The 12036-nt window shown below is 40.6% G+C and carries 11 protein-coding genes and 1 tRNA gene; 5 read left to right on the top strand and 7 right to left on the bottom strand.

From position 1 onward, the window contains the following. Positions 1-99 precede the first annotated feature (99 nt). Positions 100-411 carry a hypothetical protein gene (locus M2273_RS07685; protein WP_429395000.1) on the top strand — a complete coding sequence of 104 codons (312 nt, stop codon included), beginning with the start codon at positions 100-102 and terminating at the stop codon, positions 409-411. A gap of 63 nt (positions 412-474) precedes the next feature. On the opposite strand, the gene M2273_RS07680 is transcribed toward M2273_RS07685, so the two are convergent. The 3 genes from M2273_RS07680 to M2273_RS07670 all read right to left on the bottom strand — a co-directional run bounded on the left by M2273_RS07680 (position 475) and on the right by M2273_RS07670 (position 5205). Beyond that, the gene (locus tag M2273_RS07680) at positions 475-765 is read right to left on the bottom strand and encodes a hypothetical protein (protein ID WP_429394998.1); all 291 of its coding nucleotides are present in this window, start codon (positions 763-765) and stop codon (positions 475-477) included. A gap of 15 nt (positions 766-780) precedes the next feature. After that, a complete protein-coding gene (locus M2273_RS07675; RefSeq protein ID WP_429394995.1) occupies positions 781-3900 on the bottom strand; it encodes an AsmA family protein in 3120 nt (1039 codons plus the stop codon). Between the two features lie 342 nt (positions 3901-4242). Beyond that, positions 4243-5205: a quinone oxidoreductase family protein gene (locus M2273_RS07670; RefSeq protein ID WP_429394992.1), complete on the bottom strand. Its 963-nt coding sequence runs from the start codon at positions 5203-5205 to the stop codon at positions 4243-4245. Positions 5206-5454: 249 nt separating this feature from the next. On the opposite strand from M2273_RS07670, the gene M2273_RS07665 reads away from it, so the two are divergent. Then, positions 5455-6174: a DUF4397 domain-containing protein gene (locus M2273_RS07665; protein ID WP_429394990.1), complete on the top strand. Its 720-nt coding sequence runs from the start codon at positions 5455-5457 to the stop codon at positions 6172-6174. 88 nt (positions 6175-6262) lie between these two features. Here the strand turns inward: M2273_RS07665 and M2273_RS07660 are convergent, their stop codons facing one another. Beyond that, entirely contained in the window at positions 6263-7666 is a 1404-nt protein-coding gene (locus M2273_RS07660) for a DNA/RNA non-specific endonuclease (RefSeq protein WP_429394988.1), read from the bottom strand. A gap of 272 nt (positions 7667-7938) precedes the next feature. Between M2273_RS07660 and M2273_RS07655 the strand changes: the two genes are divergently transcribed. Next, positions 7939-8487: a hypothetical protein gene (locus M2273_RS07655; protein WP_429394987.1), complete on the top strand. Its 549-nt coding sequence runs from the start codon at positions 7939-7941 to the stop codon at positions 8485-8487. A 155-nt stretch (positions 8488-8642) separates the two neighbouring features. Here the strand turns inward: M2273_RS07655 and M2273_RS07650 are convergent. Both M2273_RS07650 and M2273_RS07645 read right to left on the bottom strand, forming a co-directional pair. After that, positions 8643-8716: transfer RNA gene (locus M2273_RS07650), tRNA-Arg, on the bottom strand. 125 nt (positions 8717-8841) lie between these two features. Continuing rightward, positions 8842-9396, bottom strand: a complete 555-nt coding sequence (locus M2273_RS07645; RefSeq protein ID WP_429394985.1) for a hypothetical protein — start codon at positions 9394-9396, stop codon at positions 8842-8844. A gap of 241 nt (positions 9397-9637) precedes the next feature. On the opposite strand from M2273_RS07645, the gene M2273_RS07640 reads away from it, so the two are divergent. After that, entirely contained in the window at positions 9638-10042 is a 405-nt protein-coding gene (locus M2273_RS07640) for a response regulator (RefSeq protein ID WP_429394982.1), read from the top strand. Positions 10043-10091: 49 nt separating this feature from the next. On the opposite strand, the gene M2273_RS07635 is transcribed toward M2273_RS07640, so the two are convergent. After that, positions 10092-10826: a DUF4184 family protein gene (locus tag M2273_RS07635; RefSeq protein ID WP_429394979.1), complete on the bottom strand. Its 735-nt coding sequence runs from the start codon at positions 10824-10826 to the stop codon at positions 10092-10094. Positions 10827-10944: 118 nt separating this feature from the next. Here M2273_RS07635 and M2273_RS07630 point away from each other — a divergent pair, with 118 nt between their 5' ends. Beyond that, positions 10945-11880, top strand: a complete 936-nt coding sequence (locus tag M2273_RS07630) for a Nif3-like dinuclear metal center hexameric protein (RefSeq protein ID WP_429394977.1) — start codon at positions 10945-10947, stop codon at positions 11878-11880. The last annotated feature ends 156 nt before the right edge of the window (positions 11881-12036 follow it).

The raw sequence follows: 12036 nt of genomic DNA, 5'->3' as shown, positions 1-12036 counted from the left end.
TTGTCTGAACTGAGAATTTAGGCGATTAAGATATTTCTTTGATTATCCAACAAACATGTTGTAATTTTAGGTATTGTTTATTAATACTAAAATAAACACATGAAACCAGTTATCACCCGCATTTGGCACGGCACAACCAGGGTAGAACATGCCGACATTTATCTGGACTATCTTAAAAAAAGTGGCATCCCGGATTACAAGAATATTGATGGTAATTTATCAGTAGAGGTGTGGCGCAAAACGGAGGGCGATATTTGCCATTTCTGGACCGTTACCAAATGGAACTCCTTCGATAGCATTAAAAACTTTGCCGGCAAACAATATGAAAAAGCCCGCTACTACCCCGATGACAAAGACTATTTACTGGACTTTGAAGAACATGTAGAGCATTATGAAACGTTTGAGTATTGATTTTGTCTGAACCGGGATTAAGCGGATTTAGGGATGTACAGGATTTTTTAAACCCTTGAATTATTATAATTCGATTATTTGCTGCATGAAATCGTCAGGAATATTCAGCCAAATAGTATGAGGTGTCAAGATTAGTTTGCAGTCATATTCGTCCAAAATAACACTAACGATCTGTTTATACCAATCAAAATACGACCATTCTCTTGGTTTAGGTGAAAATAAATAGTGTTCCTTATCATTCCAATGAACTTCGGTTGCGCTACGCCAAATCAGAATAAATTGCTCCTTTTCGGGCTTTATAAATAACTGCCCTGTCTCATTAACTCCTATAGCCTCAATATTATCCGTTGTCATTATTTAGCAATTCCCCTACTGCCCATCCTCCGTCGTCTCCTTCAGTTCATCTTCTTTCTTCGCTTTGCCCATCTTTATTTTGGGGTTTTCCTGGGTACCGGTAATGGTCATCGGGATACCGAAGATGCCAAATGGTGGTAATCCAAGCCTGAATTGCAGGTTTAGTTTTCCGTCGAGACTTACCTGGCCTTCAAACCTCGGCCTGAAACCGGCCATGCGCATTTTGGTGCGCTCAATGGTCATGATGTTGTTGGCAATGGTGCTCTTGATATCTACCTTACTAACATCGCCTTTGGTCAGGCTGTCGTGTCCGGTTTGCTTGCCTACCGCGCTGAATAATTTAAAGCCATATAGTTTTACTTTTTTTACCGAAAGCACTCCCCCACCTTTTATAGATGGATATATGGGTTTCATATCGCCGTTGAGTTTACCATTCAGTTTATAATCTAACGATACAATACCCTGCACATGCGCGGCCGATGATGCCATATCATGAAACATTTTCACCTCCTTATAGGCCCGCTGTATATCAAACTCTTTGGCATTAATATGATAATCAAAATACGCCTTTTGCGGGGTGGTACTGCCATACGTGGCATCCATCACCACCGGCGCACCTATCAGGGTAAAGCCGGTTTGTTTAAGCAGGATCTGCCCGTTATTGATGGTCATTTGCCCTTTGGCATCACTGATATCCAGGCCCATGTATTTTACCTTTTTTACATCGGCTGTAAAGTTGAGATCGAGGTTTGCGGGCACCAAAATTACACCATTTGACTTGGTTGGCTTGGCAGATGCAGGCGTACCGGCAAAGGCCATAAAATCATCGGCTATGATCAAACCACTACTCAGATTAAATTCTCCTTTAAGCGGCGAGTTTGGTTTAAGCGCATAATCTATTACGTTTGACAGCGCGCCATTCAGCACAATTACCGACTTGCCGTAGTTCGCCGTGAACTGATCAAACTTCATCTTATCCTGATTAAAACTAAACACGCCGGTTTTGATCAGAAACGGTTTAGGGAACAGCTCTGATGTTAGGGCGATATTTTTTACCTTCATGGTACCCGAGTTGGCCAGCTGGTCATAACGACCGGCTGTGGCGTCGCTTTGTTTACCTTTCAACGAAAAATTAGTACTGATAAAGCCTTTTACATCATAACCTTTCAGGGCAAACACTTTATAAATTGCACCAATATCCAGGCGGCCACGCGAAGCAATACGATAATCCAGATCGTCAAAATTGCGCAGGTCGGCCTTAAGCAGAAAGGGTTGCCCTTCAAACTTAAACGATACCGGTTTGATGTTAACCTTGAGGCCTTTTAAGGAGCCGGTATTATTACGGATATCGGCGCTCACCTGTATATTCTGCAGTGGGTGCGGATAGTATTTGGTTTGGATATACCCATCTTTAAGCTCTACCTGCGCGTTGGTAACCGGGAAGATCCTGCGGGCGGGAATGTATCTGCCCTTGGTTTGCACATCGGCTGTCAAATCACCGCGAATATCCATGGCACTATCGGCCGGTAAAAATTGTTTAAGGTCGGCCATGTGAAATTTAGCCTTAATGCCCGCGTCAATCAGCGCCCCGGCGGTATTACTTAGTTTAAAATAGCCTTTTAAATAGTTATTCAGGGCAATCACGTTCAGGTTGCTAACCTGCATGGTGGCATGGGCAATATCATGGTCAGGACAATCGGCATTCAGGTCAAAACTAATGCTCTTAATAGCCTCGGGCAGGCTGGCGTATTTAAAATACCCATCCCTGAACGACGACCGAAGCGTAAACTTTGGAATACTGGTAATCACCGTGTCAACCTTAGGCCTTAAACCACCGGTCCTTTTTATGCCTTTGGCGTATTTACCTTCGGCCTGCATATGTAAAGAGTAGCGGCCTTTAAGGTCGACGGCTTTAACACCAAAAGCCCTGTTCCATTTTTGCAGATCTATCTCGGTGTTGATCTTGGCGAAGATCTGCGGCTCTTTGATCCCCTGTACCTTTATTACCGAACCAAAGTAGTCTTTACCTATGTTAAAATATATAGAATCGATATTTAGCTTCAAGCTATCCGGATTAAGACCGGGCAGCTTTGCATCCATGTTGATGTACAGGTTTTTTACCGGTTCGGGCGTTTTTTTGTTTGCCACATACCCGTCGCGCACCTTCATGCTGAAATTAAGATCGGGCATAATGTTTTTTGAGGCGATGTATTTGCCGGTAAGTGCTACCTGTATATTACCCGCCCCGTTTATTTCGGTATCATCCACATATTTAGCATACTCGGCAGGTAGCGCGGTAAAAATATCGCTCAGGTCGTTTTGGTCAGATGTGACACGGAAATCCATATCATAACCATCTTTCAGGAACTCAAACCGGCCCTTGAATTTAACCGGTAATTGATTAATAAGCAGATCGTTCTTTTGAAAAGCAAAGGCCAGCGATTTGGTGTTGATGCTGGTTACCAGATCGGCATTTACCTTTTTATGAAGCACATAGGCTTTATTTCCATAATAAAAATCGACCGAGGCAGCTTGCACATGGCTGTACAGGTCAAAAATGTCCTTGCTCAGGTCGCCACTGCCTTTGTAGTTAAAATCGCGGGCGTTTATCAGCATGGGCATCGAGCGGTCGTTATAAACCAGACGGCTATTTTCAACCAATATCTGTTCAATACCTAATGACGCGCTGCTGGTATCCGCCGCGTTTGCTGGCTTAGTATCTTTTGATTGATATACATTGTAATTGGCTTTACCGCTGCTATCTACCTGAATATTGATCACAGCCTGGCTCAGGTAAATCTTGTTGATATTGATCTTACTTTTAAACACCGACGAAAGGTCAATAGCCAGCGAAACCTCTTTGGCTGCCACCAGTGTATCGTTTTGAAATGGCACGCTGCCATGCAGCGAAAAATCATTCAATGTAAGGGTAAGCGCAGGGAACCTTTTAAAGAAGGATAGCCGGGTACTGGTAAAATTAAGCTTGCCATTAATGCTGCCGCCTGCCCATTGTTTTATCTTATTGGTAACCGTTTCAGGAAAAAGATACGGCAACAAAAACATCAATAACAATAAACTCACAATGGCAATAGCGCTTATTTTAAGCGTTTTAAACAATATTTTTTTAATCGGCATCGGCATACGAATAATTGCTGGTGAAGGCGGTATGAAGATAATGATAAAAGCTAAGTGTAGCAGATGAAATTATTATTATGCTTAGATAAAGGATTTCTTTTAAAAATTGCGGATAAAGAGGATTGGGCTGAAGCCACTATTATTTACATCTTATACTACCGTTGGCTAAAGCCAACGGCAATGAAATAGATACTTTGCCACTCTGCCAGTTCAAGCGTCCTTCGCTTGAACTAATACAAGTGTAAGCGTCCACGCTTACACACAGATAACAAGTAAGCGTGGACGCTTAATCAGGACAATATTCAAGCGTGGACGCTTGAATAGGCGGTTAAGCGTGGGCGCTCAAGGGATCAAGATTATTTTACCTGTACTTTTTTTGCTTTCCATAAACTCATGGGCCAGTTTACCTTCAGATAGTTTAAAGGTTGTAGGCTCAGATAGCCTGATCTTTCCGGCAGTTATCCAGTTGAATAATACAGCGGATCTTTTTACCCTTTCTTCTTTTGAGGTAAGATAACTCCACAGATCGCCGCCGGTAATGGTTTTGGAATGATCCATAAGCAATTCAAACGATGGCGGTTCTGGCACGCCGCCGGCTTTTCCGTACAGCACAACCGTACCCTTGATTTTTGTTACGGCAAGGCTATCATTTAAGGTGCTTCCAACACTGTCAAAAACAACATCGACCCCGTTGCCACCGGTATAATTTAACACCTGGGTTTTCCAATCGTCCTGGTATAAAAAAACAACGTCGGCCCCTGTAGCAAGCGCATTTGACTTTTTTGCTTCTGACGAAGTAAGGCCGATCACTTTTGCACCCAGCAGCTTGCACATTTGGGTAAGCAGTTGACCAACCCCACCCGCAACCGCGTGGACCAGCACGGTTTCGCCGGGCTTTACCTCATGGCTATCTATAGCCAGGTAATGCGCGGTCATTCCTTGTAAAAGTATGGCCGCGGCTGTTTCAAAACTTATTTCTGGAGGCAACGGAATGGCATGTGTTACCGGAACGGCAACCTGCTCGGCATTGGCAAAAGGCACATCACCAAAGCCCACCCTGTCGCCGGGTTTAAAATCCGGATGGTTGTTATTATCAATCACCACACCCGCGCCTTCATAACCAGCAATATAAGGCGGCTTGCCCAACAAATGGTAATTCCCCTTTCGTCTTTCAGTATCAGAAAAATTCAAGCCGATGGCCCTCATTTCTACCAGGATCTCATTGGCTTTTAATACCGGGCTGTCAACCTCTTTATATTGAAGAACATCAGGGTCTCCGAACACTGAAAATGTTAATGCTTTCATAGAATTTGTATAATGTAAATAAATATATCAGGATAGGTAAAAGCAGCTTTATTAAAAAAGCAATGTTTACACCGGCAAACAAAGCTGCATGAATAAACCAACAATTTTATAGTTAAGCTTAATTTTTACGCAACACTGATCAAAACCCCATTGAGTAGCTTAACAGATAAAATGCTTTACCACTGTATCACTTTCACCCGTTGCTTACGTAAAGTAAGTATCAGTTTATCCTAATAAATAATTCAGTATATGAAAAACGTTCAGCAAAATTTAAAAAGGCGGGCAGGCATAGTCGGGATGATGTGTTTGCTGGCAGGGTTGCTTACATCCTGTTTAAAGGACAACGACAACCATTATGTAGAGCAACCTGCAGCGCTCATTTCGGTTATCAACGCTTCGCCGGATGCCCAGCCAGTGAGTTTCTTTTTAGACCAGAACCAGGCAAACAACCTCCCCATCCGCTATGGGCATGGTTTGGATTATCTCCGCGCCTTTCCAGGTAAAAGAACCGCGACCTTTTATGTAGCAGGCTCACAACAAAAAATCAAATCGGATTCCATAACCCTGGAAGCAAAAAAATTCTATTCCATTTATTTGACTAACGTAGCCACCACGCCCGATATCGTATTACTGGCCGATTCTATCATCCAGCCTGATGCCGGAAAAGCTACCATACGCCTGGTAAATGTTAGTCCGGATGCGGGCTCTGTTGATCTGGGGATAAAAAGCGGAGCCGTATTGGCAAGCGATAAGGCATACAAAGCAGCATCGGCTTTTGTACCGGTACAGGGCAATAGCACTTACACCCTGGAGATACGCCAAAAAGGTACATCAACTGTACTGGTAAGCCTGCCCGATGTTAACCTGCGCAGTGGTTCGGTATATACGGTATGGCTGCACGGGCTAACCACGGCTACCGACGCGAAAAAACTCACTGCAGACATACAAACCAATGTTTTTTATTATTGACGACAAACTTACCTGCAACATAGTCAACAAAAAATGCCTTCTGAGTTTATCAGGAGGCATTTTTTATTGAATCTTCCGTATCAGCATACTACATGCTGGTACCTGCATCTTTTTTAGTTTCCAATGCTGTTCTTACACTGGCAGGTAAATTTGATAACAAGGTATAACCGGTAGCATTTTCTATATCCTTAACTGTAGTAATATACTGTGTCCAATCGATACTGATGGTGTTAATATTTGGTGTATTAACCGCGATAACCCTCGTAGCGCTCGTAATGCGGCTCAGGTCATTATTGCCGTTAGGTATTACTACAATTACTTTCCAGATATTGGAAGGCACTACTACATGACCACCATCTATCGTTGTGGCCGAACCGTTGGAACCGGTACCACCTGAACCATAGCTCCCCATCACCACGTAAATTTCATTACCTGCGGTTACTAAGGTACGCCCGTATGCTTCCAGATTGGCCCATGTTTGCTCATTGTTTCGCGGAGCCTGCGGCATCATATTGTCCATTAAAAAAGTAGCCTGGTTAGCCGCGGTTGTAGATGTACGGTCGGCACTGGGGCAATTATGTCCGCGGTCAAAACCTGAGCCGGTATAACTTGTATTGGATACTTCATACCAACCAGAAGGCAAATTAGTATCTGCACGAAAATCATCGGAACGATCAATAGCACCCAATGAAGTACCGCCCACATACCAGCTCACCCAATTTGGTTTACCCTGATCCCTGTTGTAGCTTTCGGTAAAATAGGTTTGATCCATCAGGTAATTATCGGGATTAACAATACTGTTTGTAGCGCCGCTCGGGTTACCTAACAATAAGTTGGTATTATCAGCTGTTGAACCGCCGGTACCGCCAGAGCCGCTGTCAAAGCTATTGATGATAAAATTATCAATGTTAATGCGGTTGGTACCACCAGTTGTTTTCCTTAACTGGAAACGCAGGGAACCGGATTGATTAACTGTAAATGTAGCTGTACTTAGGGTAGTGCTGGAGGCTGTTACAGTTGTTGTACCAACCTGTGTATAACTGCTTCCGCCGTTTGAAGAAACCCATAGCTGAAATGCAGAGGAACCATCGGCACCATAAACAGCATAACTCATGGTTACGGTTGAAGCACCGGTACTTACATCAAAATTCATGCTTAAGGTACCTGTATTACGGATACGAATGGAGTGGCTACCCGTTTTGCTATCTGAGGTGCTGGTTCCAACCAAAGCATCATTCAGGTTCCAGGAGCCACTGTCAAAAGTAACATCGGCTGCTGCATAAGCCGTTTTTGATGCCGACTCAAAGCCCTCATTAAAGGTTTGTGTGGAAGCAAGGCTTTGCTTCATACTGTTACCCGCCATTTGTTCAGTTGCAGTGGAGTTGGCAGCTGGACCTATCGCTGATTTCTGACATGACATCAGCAATAGTGATAAAGTAAAAAAAGTGAATAGTGATTGCTTTAATTGCATAATATTTTTTTGTTTGATCATGCAATAAATTTAAGGTGAATACTATTAACCAATGATTAACTGATCATTGCCTAATGATTAAGCATTTGGGAGGTGAGGTTATTTTTTTACTAAATGCCTTTAAGTTTTAATACGGCTTTGTTTCAATTTCTGCACAAATTTTCACTTTTAATTGTGAGCTTAACTTTCAAATCAAGCACACCATTGGCGGTTGTCTATTCAAACAACACCTCTACCTAAATTACCAATCGTGGAATTGCGAATCACCTTTTAAGTGATTACTTTCGGTTTGTATGACTGAATCAGTACCACCAAACCTGAAACATAAAAAATGGTCTCTTAGGCTTATAATGTTCTTTGTCGTTATCACGATACTTGGCTTTCTGCCATGGGAATCTATATTCTCAATTCAAATAAGAGATAGTGTATTAGCCTGTCTTACAAACTCTTCGATGGGATTGTTTGGCTTACTTGGACTATTATGCACTTTGGCAGTTTTTATTAGACCTAATAAACGCGTCACCTTACTTGCAAAAATATTATCAGGTTGCCTTGCAATACCTTTATGTTTCTTGTGGATTTTAAATTTAATGCTGCCAACTTTTTATTGGAACGACACAGATGTTTACCGTAATGGCGATGATTACCTGGTAGTGCAAGAGCAAGAAACCTTTGTAACAACAAGTCTAACCTACCCTCGAGTGGTCCGAACAACATCACCTTATAGTATGATTAGGGTAGTTGAAGAACAACTTAATTTAAAGAGTTATGATAGTCACTTTGAAGGCAATGTAATAACCTATAAAGGTAAAACCTGGTATAAGGAACCAAAGAAAGAGTAGTGAGATCCTGAAATACAGGGCAAGATTCAACACACAAAAGGAAACAAACAGATTTTATTAGTTAACAGATTAGATTACAAACCCGCATTTAAAGCTTTAAGCCACATACAGCAATAAAAAAGCCTTTCTGCTACACAGAAAGGCTTCGAATTTCGTGATCTCATCAGGATTCGAACCTGAGACCGACAGATTAGAAATCTGTTGCTCTATCCAGCTGAGCTATGAGACCATCGCGATTTTTTTCGCGGTGCAAATATGCAAAATTATGCTGAAATATCAATCAATTTTTGTTAATTGATGCTACATCAATGTCACTTGTATAATTTTTTTGCTTTAATCTTTTTATATCTCAACTTAAACAGGCTGCCAATTAACATCAAAAGCCTTCGACTGAAAACCCAGATTGCCAAAATCAAACGTTACCGTATTTCCATTGTGTTCTTTACTGGTATCGTTATCCATCAATAAACTAAAGCTTATTATCAGGTCGCGATCAATATCATTATTGGCATTAATACTGTAATTATCTCCTTCAAACCAGGTAACGGCTTTTTTGTCCCACCATGCAATCTGGACATTATCTTTGTAAACAGAGTACTTTCTTCCCCGGTGACCATAAATGTCATACTGGTTATTTTCGTATTGGCATTGGTAGTGAAGTTTCCAGGCAGAAACCGTTTTAAGTGTAAATACATTGCCATCGTACCTGATTAAATCATAACTGGCTCCCCACCATGTCCATTTCTTTTTAATCGTCATTCTGGCACGGCTACCCTCATTATCAAATAAGTTGATTACTGATAACAACCTAAATAATTCAGTAGAAGCAGAATAACTTTGCTCTCCATTAACAAATATTTGGTATTTATCTCCAATAGTTATTTTCTTTTGGTTTATATCAATCTTCATTAAAATTGTTTAGGTTATTAGTATTTATGGATTTCTAATATAGTAATCTTTCCTGTGTTATAAATAGCCGCCATAATGCAGCAAGTGATTTATAATATATAAAAGATATTAAATGCGTAAAAACCACCATTAAATACCGTGAAAACACGTATTTAAGCGCATCAGGTAATTAATACTTTTGCCTAATCAGGTTTTATTAATATTATAAAAACAATTTTAAATATTGAACTCTTGTAAAAACATGACTGTTAGCAATATACATACTAAAGTTTTCTGTATAGATGATGATGACATCAATCACTATATTTCGCAAAAGTATATTAACAGCCTGTTGATAAACCCTAAGATCAAAACTTTTATCAATTGTGAAGATGCCATATTTGAGCTTCTTAATATCGACAACTTTGATGAATTACCGGATTACATTTTTTTAGATATCAACATGCCCGTTATGAATGGGTGGGATTTTCTGGATGTATTTGACCGCATGAGGATTGACCCATTTGGTAAAATTGAAATTTATATTGTAAGCTCATCAGTTTTTGCTGAGGATATTGATAAATCGCGATCATACCCCACTGTTAAAGAGTTTATATCAAAGCCCCTCAATCAGGAAAAACTTAAACATGTGTTTAAAATAAACTGACCCGGCAAATGCGATTCCTCATCGTACATGGCGCATAAAACTATATCGGTTAATTATATTTCTCTTTTTTATTTGTTAATAATGATGCTATAATTAAACCAAGCAGGCAGCCAGTAATCATGGTGACTACCAGGTTGCCGTATTCATTAAAAGATAATCCTGTTAATATTCTTATCGATAGCACTATAATGCTAACTATTATTACTTCAATCCAATACCTGATTACATGACTAACTTTTATTCTGTTTCCTTGAGGTAGGGATAATACAATAAGTAGTATAAATCCTAAACCCGCTATGGTACTGGTATGTTGAATAAGTTTATAAATATATACATGCTTACTTCCGAGGCTAATTGTATGTGTTAATATTGGTATAACACCTACAAAATAACCGGTTGGGTGCGTAAAACCGTCCCAGATTATATGTGATGCAGCACCTGTTAGTACGGATACACCAATGATAATAAGGTAATAAAATGAATAGTGATTTGAAGGGGCATTTTTGAATTGCTGAAGCCGATTATTGAACAGCCCAGGCAAATGATCAATGAGTTTATCTTTTATCAAAAAACCATATAGCAGTGTTAATACTAAACCCAATGGAACATCAAACCAAAATAAACCGGCCCAGGTATGGCTGTAAACACTTTTTACCCGCAGCCTTATAAAGTATTCAAAATCAGGCACCATGCTTCCCATCACTAAACCAGTCATGGAAAACCAGCGTTTAGGAAAGTATTTGAATGGTAATACTATTGCTGGATGAGCAAATGTAAATGGCATTTATAAATATAGACGATAGTTATTGATTTCCCGATAACAAGTAAAGATTTTATGATTATGCTTATAGGCATTTTTTCCGCCTCCCTATTTTCTATATTTGATCAATCCAATAAGTATCATGAGCACAACAAAAAACCTGTTCCCTTTAAACGGTGACCTTAACCGGCGCAAATTTATATACAACCTTACAAAGGTGGCCGGTGTTACCGCCCTTTTAACATCGCCGCTGGCAGGCAAAGCCGGTAGTTTTTTTGACGTTGAGAAAGATATAACCGTGGGCGAGATCATGGATATGTTTACGAAACAAATATCAGGAGCTCCCTTTAGCAATACGGTTGATACCCTGAAAGCTGGCAGTCGTGATATTAAGGTTACTGGCATTGTTACCACCATGTTTGCCACTGTTGAAGTGATAAAAAAAACTATAGCACTGGGTGCCAATTTCATCATTGCCCATGAACCTACTTTTTACAATCACCAGGACGAAACCACCTGGCTGGCAAATGATGATGTTTACCGTTACAAAGCCGATCTGTTAAAACAGCACAACATAGCCGTATGGCGCAACCACGATTATATACACAGCCTGGTCCCTGATGGTGTTAGAATGGGTTTATTAAAGCAGCTTAACTGGTCGGGCTATTACAACCCTTCGGCAAGTAATATACTCATGCTTCCGGCCACCTCTTTGGGCTCATTAATTGAATATGTAAAGCAAAAGCTGTTCATTAGCAAGGTAAGGTACATAGGCAACCTCAATCAAAGCTGTAAAAAAATATTGCTGATGCCCGGCGCTGCGGGCGGTACCCGGCAAATACAGGCTATGAGTAAAGAAAAACCGGATGTTTTAATATGCGGCGAGATACAGGAATGGGAAACAGCAGAGTATGTACGCGACGCGCAGGCAAAAGGTCAAAACCTGTCGCTCATCGTGTTGGGGCATATTGCCAGTGAAGAACCAGGTTCAGAATTTATGGCAACCTGGTTAAAAGAAAAAGTTCCTGGCATTAAAATAACGCACATCCTCTCCAACAATTCCCTGTCATTTTTGTAGTTGTAAAATGTAAGGGTTATAAAGCGTAAATAAACATATTGTTGCTAAATAATTTAACATTACGTACAATTGCAAATTACAGTAACTTAATTGCCGGTGAGTTAATTACATGTTAATCATACGGTTATTGTAATTTTTTAATTTTTAATAAAGTGC

Origin of the sequence: Mucilaginibacter lappiensis, from assembly GCF_050433765.1 — a bacterium.
In the GTDB taxonomy this organism is placed as follows: Bacteria; Bacteroidota; Bacteroidia; order Sphingobacteriales; family Sphingobacteriaceae; genus Mucilaginibacter; species Mucilaginibacter lappiensis_A.
The sequence above is the reverse complement of the archived record's forward strand: the minus strand, read 5'-3'. Positions and strand labels throughout refer to the sequence as shown.